13 protein-coding genes are annotated in these 16870 nt (G+C 70.8%); 6 read left to right on the top strand and 7 right to left on the bottom strand.

Annotation, left to right across the window (positions count from 1 at the left end; all coding sequences use genetic code 11):
• Positions 1–157: 157 nt before the first annotated feature.
• Positions 158–397: a hypothetical protein gene (locus tag ABEA87_RS39055; protein ID WP_345638495.1), complete on the top strand. Its 240-nt coding sequence runs from the start codon at positions 158–160 to the stop codon at positions 395–397.
• Between the two features lie 44 nt (positions 398–441).
• Here the strand turns inward: ABEA87_RS39055 and ABEA87_RS39050 are convergent, their stop codons facing one another.
• The 4 genes from ABEA87_RS39050 to ABEA87_RS39035 are packed head-to-tail and all read right to left on the bottom strand — an operon-like array spanning position 442 to position 4735.
• Complete coding sequence (locus tag ABEA87_RS39050; protein WP_345638493.1) at positions 442–1278, bottom strand: carbohydrate ABC transporter permease; 837 nt, start codon at positions 1276–1278, stop codon at positions 442–444.
• Positions 1275–2417 carry a carbohydrate ABC transporter permease gene (locus ABEA87_RS39045; RefSeq protein ID WP_345638491.1) on the bottom strand — a complete coding sequence of 381 codons (1143 nt, stop codon included), beginning with the start codon at positions 2415–2417 and terminating at the stop codon, positions 1275–1277. The genes ABEA87_RS39050 and ABEA87_RS39045 overlap by 4 nt, the downstream gene beginning before the upstream one ends.
• A 39-nt stretch (positions 2418–2456) precedes the next feature.
• The gene (locus ABEA87_RS39040) at positions 2457–3701 is read right to left on the bottom strand and encodes a sugar ABC transporter substrate-binding protein (protein WP_345638489.1); all 1245 of its coding nucleotides are present in this window, start codon (positions 3699–3701) and stop codon (positions 2457–2459) included.
• 44 nt (positions 3702–3745) lie between these two features.
• Entirely contained in the window at positions 3746–4735 is a 990-nt protein-coding gene (locus ABEA87_RS39035; protein WP_345638487.1) for a LacI family DNA-binding transcriptional regulator, read from the bottom strand.
• Between the two features lie 122 nt (positions 4736–4857).
• Here ABEA87_RS39035 and ABEA87_RS39030 point away from each other — a divergent pair, with 122 nt between their 5' ends.
• From ABEA87_RS39030 to ABEA87_RS39015, 4 genes are all read left to right on the top strand, one after another.
• A complete protein-coding gene (locus tag ABEA87_RS39030) occupies positions 4858–7002 on the top strand; it encodes an amylo-alpha-1,6-glucosidase (RefSeq protein WP_345638485.1) in 2145 nt (714 codons plus the stop codon).
• Positions 7003–7459: 457 nt separating this feature from the next.
• Complete coding sequence (locus tag ABEA87_RS39025; protein ID WP_345638483.1) at positions 7460–8407, top strand: ABC transporter ATP-binding protein; 948 nt, start codon at positions 7460–7462, stop codon at positions 8405–8407.
• Complete coding sequence (locus ABEA87_RS39020; protein ID WP_345638480.1) at positions 8404–9759, top strand: ABC transporter permease; 1356 nt, start codon at positions 8404–8406, stop codon at positions 9757–9759. The genes ABEA87_RS39025 and ABEA87_RS39020 overlap by 4 nt, the downstream gene beginning before the upstream one ends.
• Positions 9760–9761: 2 nt before the next feature.
• The gene (locus ABEA87_RS39015; protein ID WP_345638478.1) at positions 9762–12512 is read left to right on the top strand and encodes a bifunctional YncE family protein/alkaline phosphatase family protein; all 2751 of its coding nucleotides are present in this window, start codon (positions 9762–9764) and stop codon (positions 12510–12512) included.
• A gap of 85 nt (positions 12513–12597) precedes the next feature.
• On the opposite strand, the gene ABEA87_RS39010 is transcribed toward ABEA87_RS39015, so the two are convergent.
• Positions 12598–13626: a medium chain dehydrogenase/reductase family protein gene (locus tag ABEA87_RS39010; RefSeq protein ID WP_345638475.1), complete on the bottom strand. Its 1029-nt coding sequence runs from the start codon at positions 13624–13626 to the stop codon at positions 12598–12600.
• A 98-nt stretch (positions 13627–13724) separates the two neighbouring features.
• Between ABEA87_RS39010 and ABEA87_RS39005 the strand changes: the two genes are divergently transcribed.
• On the top strand, positions 13725–14399 hold the full coding sequence (locus ABEA87_RS39005; protein WP_345638473.1) for a TetR/AcrR family transcriptional regulator: 675 nt from the start codon (positions 13725–13727) through the stop codon (positions 14397–14399).
• Between the two features lie 51 nt (positions 14400–14450).
• On the opposite strand, the gene ABEA87_RS39000 is transcribed toward ABEA87_RS39005, so the two are convergent.
• A complete protein-coding gene (locus ABEA87_RS39000) occupies positions 14451–15305 on the bottom strand; it encodes a helix-turn-helix domain-containing protein (RefSeq protein ID WP_345638471.1) in 855 nt (284 codons plus the stop codon).
• 64 nt (positions 15306–15369) lie between these two features.
• Positions 15370–16860, bottom strand: coding sequence for a carboxylesterase/lipase family protein (locus ABEA87_RS38995; protein WP_345638469.1), 1491 nt, complete (start codon positions 16858–16860; stop codon positions 15370–15372).
• Between the last annotated feature and the right edge of the window lie 10 nt (positions 16861–16870).

Genomic DNA, 16870 nt, shown 5'->3' with positions numbered 1-16870 from the left:
AGTTGCTGGCGGTGATCCGCCAGGAGGCCGCCGCCGGGGCAGCCCGAAGTGGTCCACCGACAAGACCGCGTTCGACCTGGTCAGCGACCCGATCGCATGGGGCGCTCCGATCCTGTCGCCGGCGCTGCGCGCCGCCCTGTACGGCGCCGTGGCGCTGATGCCCAGGGTGAGCCGGGTACCGGGTACGGCGGTGCTGGACGGCGGGGCCAAGGGGGTCGCGATCGGGTTCGCCGAGGGCGGCACGCGCTCGGAGCTCATCTTCGATCAGGTGAGCCCGCGGCCACTCGGTACCCGGGAGGTGGCGGTCACCGCCTCCGGCGACGTGCCCCCCGGTACCGTCATCTCGGCGGACGCCTTCGAATTCCGGATCGTGAACGGCGTGGGTCTGACGGACTAACCACCACGCCGAACACCAGTGCGCGTTCTGGCAGCCTCAGTAGGTCATTCCTTGTTGGCCCCCTCGTTCGCGCCGCGTACGAAGTAGCGCTGGAACACCACGAAGATGACCGCCACCGGGATGATGGTCAGCAGGGCCGCGCCCAGCTTCAGCGGGTACTGGCTGCCCGAGCCCAGCGAGCCGCTGACCAGACCGGCCAGCCCGCGCGGCAGCGTGTAGAGGTTCGGGTTCTGCACCGACACCAGGGTGTGCGGGAACTCGTTCCACGTGCCCTGGAAGGACAGGATGGTCAGCGTGATCAACGCCGGCCGGGCGGTGGGCAGGACCACCGACCAGAAGGTGCGGAACGGCCCCGCACCGTCGATCCGGGCCGCCTCCTCGACGCTGGCCGGCACCGATTCGAAGAACTGCTTCATGATGAACACGCCCGTGGCGTCGACGGTCAGCGGCAGGATCAGGCCCGCGTAGCTGTCGTAGATGCCCAGCTGGTTGAGCACCAGAAACTTCGGAATCAGCAGGACGACCGGGGGCACCGCCATCATCGCGACGATCGCGGCGAACAGCACCCGGCGGCCGCCGAAGCGCATCCGGGCCAGCGCGTACCCGGCCAGCGAGGCGAAGAACAGCCGGGTGAACGTGGCCACCACGGTCACCAGTACCGAGTTGCCCAGCCACAGCGGGAAGTCGGTGCCGTCGAAGATGTGCAGGAAGCTGGTGGTGTCGAACGGGTGTGGAACCGGCGAGAGCGGGTTCGCGGTCGCGTCCGGTTCGGTCTTGAAGCTGTTGGTCAGCTGGATAACGAACGGGTAGAGGAACGCCACCGCGAAGAAGCCCAGGATCAGGTACCCGCCGATCCTGCTGACCAGTCGCCGGGCGCTCATCGGGCCGCCCCCTGCCGCGAACCCGACCGGCGGCGCCGGCGCGGCACCCCGTCACGCTCCCGCAGTAACCATCGTTGCATCAGCGTCATGGCCACGATGATGGCGAACAGGATGAACGAGATGGCCGCGCCCGAACCGTAGTTGAAGTCCTGGAACGCGGTCCGGTAGGACAGGAACGCCGGGGTGAGCGTGGTCTTGGCCGGGTTGCCCTGGCTGATCACGTAGATCTGGTCGAAGACCTGCCAACTGCCGATCAGGCCGAGCGTGAGCACCAGGAACAGCGTCGGGCGCAGCATCGGCAGGGTCAGGTACCGCAGCCGCTGCCAGCGGCTGGCGCCGTCGATCAGGCTGGCCTCGTCGAGCTGGGTCGGGATGTTCTGCAGCGCGGCGAGGAACATCAGCATGAAGGTGCCGGAGGTGGTCCACACGACCAGCGCGATGATGGCGCACATGGCCACGCTCGGCCCGGCCAGCCAGTCCCACCAGGACAGCCCGAACAGCCCGTGCCCGGCCAGGGCGGCGGGTGGCGCGTTGGGGTCGACCACGCCGATCGCGCCGAGCAGCAGGTGCAGGAGCCCTCTCGGGTCGGAGAACCAGTGCGGTCCGTTGATGCCGAACGCACTGAGCAGGCTGTTGATGGCGCCGCTGTCGGTGAACATGAACAGGAACACCACGCTGATCGCGACGGAGCTGGTCACCGACGGGAAATAGAATGCGGTGCGGAAGAACGACTTCGCCTTCAGCATCCGGTTGTTGACCAGCATCGCGAGCAGCAGCGCCAGGACGGTCTGCAGCGGCACGACGGCCAGCACGTAGTAGAGGTTGTTGCGGACGCTGGTCATGAAGTCCTGGCGGGCCAGACCGTCCACAGTGAACAGTTTGGTGTAGTTGCCGAAGCCGGCGAAGGGCACGCCCGACTGGAACGGGCTGCCCTGCCCGTTCCAGCCGGTCAGGCTCACCCACAGCGCCATCAGGATCGGCAGCAGCATGAACAGCCCGAGGATGACGACCACCGGCGTGACGAACAGCCAACCGGCAAAGCGTTCGTTGCCACGGGTGCCGCCGCGCCGCGCCCGGCCCGGTGCGGGTCGGGGCGGCTGGCTGGTGCGGCGGTCAAGGGGTGTGACGTCGAGTGCCATGACACGGCTCCTTCACGGCGAGTGGTCTCCTGCGCTGGTTCAGCCGGCGAGCGCGGCCTGGGTGTTCTTCTGCAGGCGCTGGAGGATCGAGCGCGGGTCGGTGGTGGCCAACTGCTGGATGCCGGAGTCGAAGTCGGCCAGCACGCTGTCCATCTTCGGCGCGTTGACCGGACCCTGCGCGTAGTCGGCGCCGTCGAGGAAGGCCTTGTCGGTCGGGAACTGCGCGAGGTACTGGTCCCGCACGGACTGCCGGGACGGCATGACCCCGAATGCCTTGGCGAACGTCATCTCCTGGGTGGCCGACGTCATCGCCTGGACAAACTTGATCGCCTGGTCCTTGTACTTCGTCTTGGCGGAGATGCCCCAGCACTGGGTGAAGGACAGGGTGCCGGCTCCCTTGGGGCCGGTGGGCATCGGGTTGACGGTGTACTTGATGTTCGGGAAGTCGGTCCGCATCGAGCCTTCGATCCAGTTGCCCTCGAAGGTGATGGCCGCCTTGCCCTTACCGAACGCCTCGCCGGCCCAGCCCGCGGACAGCTGCTTCGGGTACTGCGCCAGCCCGTTCTTCAGCAGCGACTGCACGTACTGCAGCGCCTGGAGGTTCTGCGGGCTGTCGGCGGTGGCGGTGGTGCCGTCCTGGTTGACGATCGAGCCGCCGGCCTCGGCCAGGAACGCGTCGACCCGGTCACGGGTGTCGCCGATCGCGATGGGCGTGATGTGGGCGGTCTTCAGCCGCTGCGCCACGGAGGTGAGCTGGTCCCAGGTCTTCGGGACGTCGGCGGTGGTCAGGCCGGCCTTGCTCCACAGGTCGGTGTTGATCTCCATGGCGATGGTGGAGAAGTCCTTGGGGATGCAGTAGAACTTGTTCTGGTACGTGAACGCGGTGCGCAGCGACGGGTAGAAGTCGTCGGTGCCGGACATCGTGTCGGCGTAGGGGAGCAGCGCGCCGACGCTCGCGTAGTCGGCGAACCGGGCGGCGTCCACATAGAACACGTCGGGTGGGTTGCTGCCGGCGAAGGCCTGGCCCAACTGCTGAGCGATGTCGCTCGCCGGGGTGACCGTGGCCGTGTTGCCGCTGGAGCTGGCCCAGGACGCAGCCGCGTCCTTGACCGCCTTGGTCTCGGCGTCGCCAGACGACGCGATGAGGACCTGAAGCTTGGCCGGTCCGCTGGCTTGTTTGCCGGAGGACGAGTCGTTGAAGTTGCTACCGCAGGCGGCAACGGCGAGGACGGCGGCCGCCGCCACCGCGGCGATGCCCGTCACGCGCGCGGAACGGTGTCTCATGGGTTTCTCTCCTTTGAGAAGGGTTTTCGTGGTCGGTACGCGGATCAGCCGGAGTCGCGAACGACCACGTGTGGGCGAAGTAAGACGTGTTGTGGCCGGCCGCTGTGGGTGTCGCCATCGAGCAGCCGGGCGAGCAGTTCGACACAGCTGGCGGCGGACTCGGCGAGCGGCTGGCCGACGCTGGTCAGGCTGATGGCCTGGGCCACCGGTGTGTCGTCAAAGCCGATGACCGCGACCGGGGCTCGCGCGTCCGCGCGTAGCGCGCCGAGGGCGAGCGAGTCGCTGGCGCACACCAGCGCCGTTGGGCCCGCGCCGGCGAGCAGGTCCTGCGCGGACCGCCTACCTTCGGCCACGCCGTCGTCGACCCGGCGCTCCAGGCCCGATGGGTCGAGGTCGGCCGCGCGCATGGCCGCGTACCAACCCTCGCGCCGGTTGTCTCCCACGCCGGAGCCGGTCGGCCAGCCGATGAACCCGATCCGGCGGTGCCCGGCCGCGATCAGTCGCTCGGTCGCCTCGGCGGTGCCCGCGGCGCCGTCGACATCGACCCACGGGTGCCGGTCCGGCGCGCCCCACGGCCGACCGAAGGTGACGAAGGGAATGTCGTGCTCGGCCAGCCAGGTGGTCCGCGCGTCGCCGTGGTGGGTGCTGGTCAACACGAACGCGTCCAGGTCGTAGGAGGCGAGCAGGTCGTCGTAGGTCGCGATCTCGTTGTCGTCGCCGGTCGCGGTGTAGAGCATGATGCGGTACCCGGCCGGCGCCGCGGCCTCGGTGAGTCCGTGCAGAAACCGGTCGAGGATCGAGCCGTTGATCCCGTCGTTGGCCGGCTCGATACGCACAGCGATCAGGCGAGAACGTCCCGTGCGCATCTGGCGCGCCGCCTGGTTGGCCCGGTACCCGAGCGTCTCGATGGCGGCGAGCACCCGGCCGCGGGTCTCCTCGCGCACGAGGTGCGGTGAGTTGAGTACATTTGAGACGGTCTGGCGCGAGACCTGGGCATGATGAGCAACCGTTGCGATGGTTACTTTGCCCGACATTTTCCGCCTTCCTAGGGGTTGAACGATCCAATAGTAATGAGGCAGTATTGGATCGTTCAAACAAATGGATTGCCTCGCACTCTCCCGCGCCGCGGGCACCATGTCAAGAGAAGGACCTCGCGTTGACCACCATTTCGCAGGTACGCCAGTTGCAGCCGCTGCTCCACGACCTCACCGCTACCGTGCACGCTCCGGTCAGCGCGTTGTCCGGCCATGACGGCCAGATCCGCGGCCAGGGCGTGCAGGGCGTCTTCTACGCCGACTGCCGCGCGCTGTCTGAGGCGGTGCTGCGGGTGGACGGCGATGAGCCGGAGCCGGTGATGCACTCGCTGGAGGGAGTGCACGCCGCCCGGTTCGTCTCGCTGGCGCGCCGGCTCGGCAACGACGGGCCCGACCCGACGGTGCGGATCGACCGGCTGCGCGAGGCGGCCGCCGACGGGCTGACCGAGGAGATCCGCGTCTCGTCCAGCGCAGACGACCCGGTGCTCGCGACGGTGACCGTCGAGCTGGGCTGTGACCTCGCCCCGATGGACGTGGTCAAGCACGGCGGCACCACCACGCCGCGACCCGCCCGGCACGCCGGCGGCGAACTGGTCTGGTCGACCGAGGCCACGTCGGTACACGTCGGCGGCGAGGGCGCCCTCGTCGAGCCGGCGCCCGCCAGTCTCACGTGGACGATCGAGGTGCCGCCGGGTCAGACCGTGACGCTGCGGTGGCGGGTACGGGTGGTCACCACGGCGGCCGCGGTGACCGCTGCCCACGAACCGGTCGAGTGGAGCCGGCCCGAGCTGGTCGCCGACGACCGGCGCCTGGTCAGGCTGCTGCGCCGGTCGCTGGACGATCTGGCCGCGCTGCGCCTGGCCGAACCCGCCGCGCGCGCGGACACCTTCCTCGGCGGCGGCGTGCCGTGGTTTCTGACGCTGTTCGGCCGGGACAGCATCTGGGCCGCCCGGATGCTGCTGCCGACCGGCACCGGGCTGGCCGCCGGCACGCTGCGCACGCTGGCCCGCCGCCAGGGGGAGCGCACCGACCCGGCCTCCGGCGAGGCGCCCGGCAAGATCATGCACGAGCTGCGGTACGGCGGCCTGTTCGCCGTCCACGCCGACGCGGCGCCGGCGGTCTACTACGGCACGATCGACGCCACCCCGCTGTGGATCAGCCTGCTGCACGACGCGTGGCGCTGGGGGATGCCCGAGGCCGAGGTGGCGGCGCTGCTGCCCAACCTGCGAGCGGCCCTGGGCTGGCTGGCCGAGCACGCCGACCCGAACGGCGACGGGTTCATCGAGTACCTCGACCTGTCCGGCCGCGGGCTGGCCAACCAGGGCTGGAAGGACTCCGGCGACTCGGTGCGCTTCCGCGACGGGCGGATCGCCTCGGGGCCGATCGCGCTGTGTGAGGTGCAGGGCTACGCCTACCAGGCGGCGGTGAACGCCGCCGCCCTGCTGACCGCGTTCGGGCAGCCCGGGGCGCGGCGCTGGTTGGACTACGCGGACGCGATGGCGCTGCGGTTCCGCGAGCGGTTCTGGGTGGACGGCCCGGATGGGCGCTACCCGGCCCTGGCGCTGGACCGCGACGGCCGGCCGGTCGACTCGTTGACCAGCAACATCGGTCACCTGCTCGGCACCGGTCTGTTGAACGACGCGGAGTCCGCCGAGGTGGCCGCCGCGCTGGGCTCGCCGGCCATGTCCAGCGGCTTCGGCCTGCGCACCATGTCCGCGGGCGACGGCGGGTTCAGCCCGCTGTCCTACCACTGCGGCTCGGTGTGGCCGCACGACACCGCGATCGCCGTGGCCGGGCTGGCCCGCGCCGGGTTCGGCGTCGAGGCCGCCGAGCTGGTCGAGGGCGTGCTCGCCGCCGCCGAGGGGTTCGGCTACCGGCTGCCCGAGCTGTACGGCGGGGACGACCGCGCGAAGGTCGGCCGGCCGGTACCGTACCCCGCGGCCTGCCACCCGCAGGCCTGGTCCGCGGCGGCCAGCGTGGCGATCCTGCAGGCGGCGCTCGGCCTGGAGGCCGACGTGCCCGCCGGCGAGCTGCGCGTGCGCCCGATCGCCGGCGCCCCGCTCGGCGCCATCCGGGCCGGCGGGCTGCGCGTGGCCGGGCGGCCGGTGGAGGTGGCGTTGGACGCCGATGGGCGCATCGACGTCACCGGCCTGCCCGACTCCATCCGGGTGGTCGAGCCGGCGGTCGCGGCGCACCCGCCGATCCCGTCGCAGCCGACGGCCGGGCGCTCGACGGCCATCGGCACCGGTTCACCGTCCCACCGGTAGGCGGCACGGGTCCGACCCCGCGGGTCGGACCCCTCGCCGTCCCGTCCGACCAGGCCAGATCATAGGTTCACCCGCCGCTGCCCGCCGCGACGCGAGCGGCTGACGCGCGTGCACCGTCGCCTTCGCCGGCGTCGACGAGCGTGAGCAGGCCGAACTCCGGCTCACCTCGTCGGCGCTGGCGTTTCGTCATGCGCCGCCACCTGTCGGGCGCCGCCACCTGTCGGGCGCCGCCACCCGTCGCCGCGGGCACCATGACGTCTCTCACTGTCTCGACGGCGCGATCGCGCCCGCGACCGCTCTCACCTGCGGCTTCACCCGACGCGTTGTAGGGTTCTCCGCTCGGGCGAATTGCCCGGTCGATTCCCGTTCCTTGCGTGTTCAACTTGCTGCCCCGCTTGCGCAATTCGCCGGGCCTACCTTCCTCAATATTTGGTCAAAAAGAGGCAGGAAGGAATGCATGAATACCAGCCTCGCAGTCCGCGCCAGGGACATCACCAAATGCTTCGGTGACGTCGTCGCACTCGACGGCATCGATCTGGACGTGGCGCCGGGACGGATCCACGGCCTGGTCGGCCCCAATGGCGCAGGCAAAACCACGCTGCTCGGCCTGATGCTCGGCCTGGCCGTCGCCGACAGCGGAACCCTGGAAATCCTTGATCGTCCGGTCGGGCGCGCGCTCGCCGCCCCCGACGGTGTCGCCGGTTTCGTGGACGGGCCGGGGTTGTACCCCTCGCTCACCGCCCGGCGTAACCTTGCCGCACTCGCCGCCCTTCGCGGCCGCGACGCCCGTACGGCAGGCATCGACGAGGTGCTTGACCAGGTCGGGCTGACCGATGTCGCCGACGACCGGGTCCGCGGCTTCTCCCTCGGCATGCGCCAGCGGCTGGGACTCGCCGCCGCGCTGCTGACCATGCCTCGGCTGCTGGTGCTGGACGAGCCGACCAACGGTCTGGACCCGGCCAGCAAGAAGCACGTGCACCGCGTCCTGACCCGGCTGGCCTCTGGGGGGACCGCCGTGGTGATTTCCAGCCACCGCATGGATGACATCGAGGCGCTGTGCTCCGAGGTCAGCATCCTCAACACCGGCCGGGTGGTCTTCTCCGGCCCGGTGGACAAGCTGAGCGCGGAAAGCGGCGAACTCGACTACCGGCTGGTCACCACCGACGCGGGCACCGCCCGCGAACTCGCCCTCGACATTTCCGGGCTGCGGCTGGTCGACGAACCCGCCGCCGGCCACCGCGCGACCGGCGAGGCGCTGGTGGTGCGCGCGGCCGTGGAAGCCCTGGACGAACTGGTGGCGCGGCTGGTGAACGCCGGGGTCGCGGTGCGCGAACTCTCCCTCGTGATCTCGCCGCTGGAGGCGGCGTTCCTGGCCCTCACCGAGCAGCAGAAGGACAACGGATGACCGCCACGATCGCCGCCCCGGCCGCCGCGGTCCACCGCGTACCGGTAAGCCGCGGCTACCGCTTCGAACTGGTCAAGCTGCTCTCCCAGTGGCGGGTGCGGCTGCTGATCCTCGCCTCCTGGGTCGTCCCGGCGGTCTTCGTGGCCGCCGTCAGCCAGCAGAGTTCGCTGCCCTCCGACACCGTGTTCGGCCGGTGGATGAACGCCACCGGCTGGTCCGGATCGCTGGTGATTCTCACCTTCGCCGGCACCTGGGCGCTGCCGCTGCTGGTCTCGGTGGTGGCCGGCGACGTGTTCGCCGCCGAGGACCGGCTCGGCACCTGGCGCCACCTGCTGGTCGCGATCCGCTCGCCACGACGGATCTTCCTGGCCAAGTCCCTGTCCAGCCTCACGGTGATCCTGCTGATGGTGGCCGGGCTGGCCTGCTCCAGCGCCATCGCCGGGGTACTCGTGGTCGGCAACCGGTCGCTGGTCGGCCTGGACGGGCACCTGCTCGCCCCGGGCGACGCGGCCGGCAAGGTGCTGCTGGCGTGGGTCTGCGCGCTGGCCCCGACGCTGGCGCTGGCGGCGATCGGCCTGCTCGGGTCGGTCACGTTGGGGCGCTCCCCGATGGGGCTGCTGCTGCCGGCGGTCGTCGCGCTCGCCATGCAGGTCGCCCAGATGCTGCCGCTGCCGGTCGCCGTACGCCTCGCCCTGCCCGGCTACGGCTTCATCGCCTGGCGCGGCCTGTTCACCGGTCCCATGCAACTCGGCCCGCTGCTGGTGAGCATCGTGGTGAGCCTGCTGTGGGCGGTCGTCGCGACCGGGCTGGCGTACTGGCTGTTCCTGCGGCGCGACTTCACCAGCGCCACCTACGACGGTTCCGGGCGCCGCATGCTCACCGCCGGCGTCCTGCCGCTGGCCGCACTGCTCGCGCTCACGATCGGGGGCCTCGCGGTGGCGGCATCTCCGGCCCGCGGCTCGGGAATCGACCAGGGCAAGCTCGAACGCTCACTCGCGACCGTGTACGGCCACCTGTACGTGGTGCAGACCGAGCAACTGCACCGCCCCGCCGTCACCGAGGCACAGCTGCGCAGCTCGGCGAGCTGTGACAAGGGCGGCGGCCTGGAGGAGAACACCGGCGCGGGCAACGGCTGGCGTTGCGTGGTCAGTTGGCACCTGCCCGGTGTCGATGCCGTGGGGCAGGCCATCTACCAACTCGACGTCACCCCCGACGGTCGGTACGTCGCGGACGGCGACGGACCGACGCAAGTGAACGGGTACTTCGTGGTGCACACCCCTACCGGGGACGCGCCCAACCCGCTCTGGCAGCTCGACGGGAACGTCGATCTGCTCACCGCAACGAAGGGATAGGGATGCAAGTAGCGCGCAAACGACGCGGGCGCGGCCGGAGTCTCAACCTGAGTCTTCCCGGCCTGGCGAACCGGCGGGTCCGCCTGGTGGTGGTCGGCGCCGCCACCCTGGCGCTCGTCGGACTCGGCTCCGGCGCGGCCTTCGCCTCGACGCGTGGCCTCGGCAACGACCAGGCCGGCCAGAACACCCGGCAGGGCCTGGTCCTGTCCGACGACCAGATCATCAAGCCGATCGGTGACCGGCTGGTCATCAACGGCGGCAAGATCGAGGCCGACACGATCAGCCCGGACGGCACTCACCTCGCCGCGCTGACCACCGATGGCGGCATCGCGCTGACCATCGTCGACCTGAAGAACTGGAAGGTCCAGCAGCTCATCGGCAGCGGCGCCACCGCCAACCTGAAGATCAGCGGCGGCGACGTGGGCCAGCAGGGGCCGACATACTCCCCGGACGGGAAGTCGCTGTGGGTGCCGCGAACCGACGGGTACTCCCGGTTCCCGGTCAACGCCGACGGTTCGGTGAGCGCCCCGACCACCGTCACCATCCCGGCAGACGGCGCGAAGCACGCGCTGCCGGCCCAGGCCGTGTTCTCGACCAACGGCGCGACCGTGTACGCCGCGGTCAACGGCCAGAACCGGATCCAGGCCATCGACGCGGCCACCGGCACCCTCGGGCAGAGCTGGGCGGTGGGCAACGCGCCGCGCGGCATCCTGCGGGTGGGCAACAAGCTGTACGTGAGCAACGAGGGTGGACGCACGGCGACCGCCGGTGACACCACCATCAACTCCTACGGGACGCAGGTGCCGGCCGACCCGAACACCGGCGCCACCACCACCGGCACGGTCAGCGTGATCGACCTGGCGCACCCGACCGCCGTGGTGAAGAGCATCAACGTCGGTCTGCACCCGACCGACCTGTACGCAAAGAACGGGACGCTGTTCGTCACCAACACCGCCAGCGACACCGTTTCGCTCATCGACACCGGCAAGGACAAGGTCGTCCAGACGATCACGACCCGGCCGTGGGATGAGGCCAGCGTCGGGTACGAGCCGGACGGCATCACCCTGACCAACGACGGCCACCTGCTGGTGACCCTCGGTCGGGCCAACGCGGTCGCGGTGTACAAGTACAGCAACGCGAAGAACCCGGTCAAGTACGTCGGTCTGCTGCCGACGGACTACTTCCCGGCCTCGGTCGACCAGGTGGGCGGCCAGATCGTGGTTGGCAACACCCGTGGTATCGACGCCGCGCGTCCCGACAGCAACGGGCACAACACGCACGACACCACGAGCAGCCTGACCCGGTTCAAGCTGCCCAGCGACCACGACACCGCCAAGGACACCGACAAGGTGTTCCAGTACAACGGCTGGACCAACAACTCGGTGCAGTTGGCCAAGGGTAAGAAGGCCAAGGCGGTGGCGGTCCCAGCGAAGATCGGTGACCCGTCGACCATCAAGCACGTGTTCCTGCTGGTCAAGGAGAACCGCACCTACGACCAGGTGTTCGGTGACATGCCGCAGGGCAACGGCGACCCGTCGCTGACCCAGTTCGGTGAGAACGTGACGCCGAACCAGCACGCGCTGGCCGAGCAGTTCGGCCTGTACGACAACTTCTACGACCCGCCGACGAACTCCGCCGAGGGCCACAACTGGCTGATGCAGGCCGACAACCCGGAGTACACCGAGTCGTCCGCCGGCGAGTACCTGCGCAGCTACGACACCGAGGACGACGCGCTGGGCCACCAGCGCTCCGGGTTCATCTGGAGCGGTGCCCAGGCCGTCGGCGACACCGTGCGTGACTACGGTGAGTTCAACCAGTTCGAGTCGTACCCCTCGGGCAACAACTGGGGCACGTTCTACTGCGACGCCCAGAGCATGGAGGCGACCGGGGCGCCGACCACGATCGACCAGGTCACGTCCTCGCCGATCCCGTCGCTGAACGACGTCACGGACCACGCGTACCCGAAGTTCGACACCAGCATCCCGGACATGTACCGGTACGAGATCTGGAAGCAGGACTTCGAGAAGAACGGTCCGGCCAACCTGAACATGTTCTGGCTGTCCAGCGACCACACCGGTGGCCCGCTCAACTCGGCCGCCCAGGTCGCCGACAACGACCTGGCGGTCGGCAAGATCGTCGACACGATCTCGCACAGCAAGTACTGGAAGGACTCGGCGATCTTCGTCGTCGAGGACGACAGCCAGGCCGGCCAGGACCACGTCGACGGCCACCGCGCCCCGATCCAGGTCATCAGCCCCTACGCCCAGCGTGGCGCGGTGGACGACAGCTACTACTCGCAGGTCACGATGGTCCGCACCATCGAGCAGATCCTGGGCATCCACCCGATGAACCAGGAGGACAGCGCCGCCACCCCGATGACGACGGCGTTCACCAACAAGCCCAACTTCACGCCGTTCACCGCGGTGCCGAACAAGACCTCGCTGACCCTGGGCTACGCGACCGAGCCGAGCTGCGGCTGGGACAACGTCCCGGCGGCGGACGCGGCCGCTCAGCCCTCCACGGTGGTGCCCGCGGCGGCGAAGCAGGTCGAGACGCAGTGGCAGCAGTGGAAGTCGCAGCAGCGCCTGACCGGGCCGAACGCGGTTCCGGACTACGCGAACCCCGCGCAGATGAACCACTACACGTGGTACGACACGCACGGGTGGACCACGCCTTACCCGGGTGAGTCCAAGATTTACGCACCGAACCAGGTGCCGGGCGCCTTCATCCCGTCGTCGGACTCCGACGGCTGATCGTAGGCTCACAGCGGCACGGGGCCCCTGTCCGGCGGTACGCCGGGCGGGGGCCCCTCCCGTCGCGGTCGCACCCGCCGCGTGGTCAGGCGGTGAGGACGACTTTGCCGGTGACGGTTCCGGACTCGGCCGCGCGTAGCGCGTCGGCGGCGCGATCGAGCGGGAACTGGGCCGCGATCTGGGCGGTGAGGTGCCCCTCGGCCATCGCGGTCAGGACCTGGGTGAGGTCGTGCCGCAGCCGGGCGCGGAAGCGCCGCCTGGCAGGGACGCGGCCGGCCCAGATGTTGTAGAAGTAGGCGCGCCGTCCGTTGGGCAGTGCGTTCCACGCCCAGACCCGGGCCAGAATCTTGAGCACCGGCAGCTGCCGGGAGCCGGTGTCGTCGCGGGTGGCGGCGCTTCCGTAGGAGACCAGGGTGCCACCCGGGGCGAGCAGCCGCCACGAGTCGAGCACGCTGGGCATGCCGAGGTGGTCGAAGACCGCGTCGACGCCGCCGGGGACCAGCTCGCGCACGGCGGCGGGCACGTCGCCGCGGTAGTCGATCGGGGTGACACCGAGGTCGCGCAGCCTGTCGTGGTGGCGGGCGGCGGCGGTGCCGATCACCCGGACTCCGGCGAGGCGGGCCAGCTGCGCGAGCGTGGAGCCGACGCCGCCGTTGGCGCCGTGCACCAGGATCGTCTGACCGGCCCTGACCCGGGCCTTCCGGTGCAGCAGCTGCCAGGCGGTGATGCCGTTGACCACGACGGTCTCCGCCTCGGCCGGGCTCGGGCCGGCGGGCACCGGCACCACGTCGGCGGCCTCGACGATCACGTGGCTGGCCCAGCCGCCCACCTTGGTCAGTGCCGCGACGCGCTGCCCGAGCAGCGTGGGGTCGGTCCCGGCGCCGATGGCCGCAACGATCCCGACCAGGTCGTAGCCGGGCACGAACGGGAACGGCGGCTGATCGTAGTAGCGGCCCCGGCGCATCTGCTGTTCGGCGAAGGACACCCCGGTGGCCTCCATCCGGATCACCACCTGGCCGGCGGCCGGGACCGGCACCGGCGACGTGCGGATCAGCAGGCCGTCGGGGGCCACCACGCCCGGAAGCACGATCTCGATGCGTTCATTGGTCGGCATGGCCCGACCTCCATTCCGTTATAACATGTCGCTTCAGTTATAACCTCTAACCACAGTATTATGGGCTCACGGACGGGGTGTCAAGGGGAGGGGCCGGCATGCGGGAGGCCGTGAGGAGTCCGCGGGAGCGTTACCGCGAGCAGGTCCGGGACGAGATCAAGGCACACGCCTGGACGCAGGTGGCGAGCACCGGGGCCTCGGCGCTGTCCCTCAATGCCATCGCCAAGCAGATGGGCATCAGCGGCCCCGCCCTCTACCGGTACTTCCGCAATCGCGACGACCTGATCACCGAGCTGGTCCTGGGCGCCTACCGCGACCTGTCCGATACCTGCCGGGCCGCCGCGGCGGCCGAGCACACACCCGCCGCCCAGCTCACCGCGGTGGCCGACGCCCTGCGCCGGTGGGCCCTGGCCGCCCCGCACCGGTACCTGCTCATCTACGGCACCCCGGTGCCCGGCTACGCCGCCCCGCCCGAGGCGACCGCGATCGCCGCCAGCATCATGTCGGTGCTGCTCGACGCCTTCGCCAAGGCCGGCGCCCCGGCCGCTCACGCCCGCCGGCCCGCCACCGACCTGCAGCGGCACCTGGCCACCCACCGGCAGTGGGCGGGCGACCACTCCGCCTCGCCGGCCGGGCTGCGCCGCGCGCTCACCTTCTGGACCCGGCTGCACGGGGTGGTCAGCCTCGAGGTCGCCGGGCACTTCACCGGCATGAACTTCGACCCCGCCCTGCTCTACGCGGCGGAGGTCGACGCCGTCCTCAACGGGACGTGATCACGCCCTGGGTCTCGGGTGTCGGGCGTCGGCACCGGCCGCTCGCCGGCCTCATCCGCCGGTCGAGGGCGCCAGCGGCCACGCGACCTCGTCGACCGCGAGAAACGGCGAGCCCGCGATCGTGGCCGGCGTCATCCCGGTGAAGGCCATGACGTCCCGGTGCAGGTGGGACTGGTCGGCGTAGCCGCCGGCCGCCGCTACCACGGCGGCGCGGTGGCCGGCGGCGAGACGGTGCGCCGCGTGATCGAAGCGGATGAGCTGGGCGGCGCGCTTGGGAGTGAGGCCGACCTGGGCGCGAAACCGGGACCAGAGGCGCTTGCGGCTCCATCCGATCTCAGCGACCAGCTGTTCGACGCGTAACCGCCCCCGGCTGGCCACCAGCCGTCCCCAGGCGAAGGCGACTTCCGGGTCGACGGCTCGGCCCGCCTCGTCCCGTCGAGCCAGCGCGGCCTCCGCGATCGCGAATCGCTCAAGCCACGATCCGGCGGCGCGTAAGCGCTCCTGGATCCGTACGGCATCTCGTCCCCAGAGGTCATCCAGGCCGACCACCGTCCCGCCCAGCTCCCCGCAGGCGCCCAGGGCGGTGTGCGCGAGCATCGGGGAGAGCCGCAGTTGGAGGCACTCGGAACTCCTGGCCAACGCCTGTGCTCGAGCCCCATCGGGCGCCAGCCCGGCGACGATGCGGTCCCGCTGCCGCGAACCGCGGCCGTCCTCGACGATGAATGGTTCGTCGCCGAAGTCGAAGATGACCGTAACCGCGGGGTGCGGGATCAACCCGACCTCGCGGAACTCATTGGCCTGATCGCCGAATCCCGCCATGGTGACACCGGGCAGCCGGCCCGGACGCGACCGGGCCGTGATGTCCCATCGGGGTACACCGGCGCGAGCCGGCGCGGCTGGTGGCACGCCGCCATGGTAGGAACCACTTCGCGGTGGCCGCAACGGGACGGCTCTCAAGACGGCCTCCCGGTCAGCGTTGGCCGGCCCACACCTCGCGCTCGGCACCGTCGGGGTCGCGGACGACGGTGATCCCCTCGCCGATCAGCGCGGTGGACCGGTCGGCCAGGTCGTACCGGGGCCAGCCCGGGTCGCCGTCGGCAACGAAGCGGACCCAGGCGCCGTGCGCGGTGTCGGCGACGGCCTGTGGTGGTTGGTCGCCGATGAGGGCCCGGTTGGACTCCTCGTCGAGCAGGTCGAACACGTACGGCAGCTCCACCGCGTGCGCGGCGCCGAGGCGGCCGCCGAAGCTCGGCGACTCGTGGTCGAAGCGGTACACCCAGGTGTCGGCCTCGCCCGCCTCGACGCGAGCCTCGGCGACCCGGATCGTCGGAACCCGGATGGAGCAGTCGGTCATCACGGCGGCGAGCAGGTCCCCGTCGCTCACCGCCGGCCGGACCGCCCGGTAACGCTCGATCGTCCCGTCGGGTGCGCCCGCGGCGCCCACGACCGCGGCGAGCACGCGCTCGTCGATCAGGTCAATCATGCCGGTGGGGACCAGGCCGATCCGGGTGTCATCCCGGTTCCACCCGGCCAGCAGCCGCACTCCACGGCCGGCGCCCAGTGCCAACGCGTCGAGTGGATGGCGGGGGAGGAGTTCGCCGTCGACGACCGGGGCGAAGGGCAGGCTTCCCCAGGTGGTCGGATCCGAGGCGCTCTGGAACTCCCGCACGAGCGCGGACGCCGCCCGCGCGAGCGGCTCGGCCGGCACCTCGCCGAAGGCCGCGCGGGTTGGGGCGACCCCGAGCGAGGACGCCAGCCTCGCGGCGATGCCCGCGGCGGTTCGCGCCGTGAGGGTCTGGGCGGACGCCCCGCTCTGCGTGACCGCCTGGCGGAAGAGGCCCCGAGCGCGGGGCATGGCCAGAAGGTTGGTGATGCTGATGGCCCCGGCGGACTGGCCGGCGACGGTCACCCTCCCCGGATCACCGCCGAAGGCGGCGATGTTGTCCCGGACCCACTCCAGCGCGGCGATCTGATCCAGCAACCCCGGGTTGGCGGTGCCGTCATCGAGGTACAGGAAGCCCTCCGCGCCGAGCCGGTAATTGATCGTGACGCACACGATCCCGTCGCGGGCGAAGGACGTGCCGCGGTAAGCGGCCATTGATCCGGACCCCTTCGTGAACATGCCGCCGTGGATCCAGACCAGTACCGGCAAGCCGGACTGGCGGGGATCGGGGGTCCACACGTTGAGGTTGAGGCACTCCTCGCCGGGGATCACGACCTCCGGGAGCAGTTCCGCGCCCCCCGGACCGGGGTTGTCCTTCGGGCAGGTCGGTCCGTAATCGGTGGCGTCGCGCTCGCCCTCCCACCGCGCGGGCGGCTCGGGAGCCCGCAGGCGGCGTGTCCCGAAGGGCGGGGCGGCGTACGGGATGCCGAGAAACGCCGCCACGCCCCGGTCCATCCGGCCCCGCAACCGACCGCTCGCCACCCGAACCGCCGGCGCGCTGTCCACGGTGTTCGTCATCGCCTCTCCC

The organism is Rugosimonospora acidiphila (genome assembly GCF_039543385.1).
In the GTDB taxonomy this organism is placed as follows: domain Bacteria; phylum Actinomycetota; class Actinomycetes; order Mycobacteriales; family Micromonosporaceae; genus Rugosimonospora; species Rugosimonospora acidiphila.
Note: the sequence above shows the minus strand (reverse complement) of the source record. Positions and strands in the feature narration are given on the sequence as shown.

Coding starts and splice junctions, on each gene's coding strand:
- ABEA87_RS39055 (WP_345638495.1), top strand. CDS start 158: ATGCCCAGGGTGAGCCGGGTACCGGGTACGGCGGTGCTGGACGGCGGG.
- ABEA87_RS39050 (WP_345638493.1), bottom strand. CDS start 1,278: ATGAGCGCCCGGCGACTGGTCAGCAGGATCGGCGGGTACCTGATCCTG.
- ABEA87_RS39045 (WP_345638491.1), bottom strand. CDS start 2,417: ATGGCACTCGACGTCACACCCCTTGACCGCCGCACCAGCCAGCCGCCC.
- ABEA87_RS39040 (WP_345638489.1), bottom strand. CDS start 3,701: ATGAGACACCGTTCCGCGCGCGTGACGGGCATCGCCGCGGTGGCGGCG.
- ABEA87_RS39035 (WP_345638487.1), bottom strand. CDS start 4,735: ATGTCGGGCAAAGTAACCATCGCAACGGTTGCTCATCATGCCCAGGTC.
- ABEA87_RS39025 (WP_345638483.1), top strand. CDS start 7,460: ATGAATACCAGCCTCGCAGTCCGCGCCAGGGACATCACCAAATGCTTC.
- ABEA87_RS39020 (WP_345638480.1), top strand. CDS start 8,404: ATGACCGCCACGATCGCCGCCCCGGCCGCCGCGGTCCACCGCGTACCG.
- ABEA87_RS39015 (WP_345638478.1), top strand. CDS start 9,762: ATGCAAGTAGCGCGCAAACGACGCGGGCGCGGCCGGAGTCTCAACCTG.
- ABEA87_RS39010 (WP_345638475.1), bottom strand. CDS start 13,626: ATGCCGACCAATGAACGCATCGAGATCGTGCTTCCGGGCGTGGTGGCC.
- ABEA87_RS39005 (WP_345638473.1), top strand. CDS start 13,725: ATGCGGGAGGCCGTGAGGAGTCCGCGGGAGCGTTACCGCGAGCAGGTC.
- ABEA87_RS38995 (WP_345638469.1), bottom strand. CDS start 16,860: ATGACGAACACCGTGGACAGCGCGCCGGCGGTTCGGGTGGCGAGCGGT.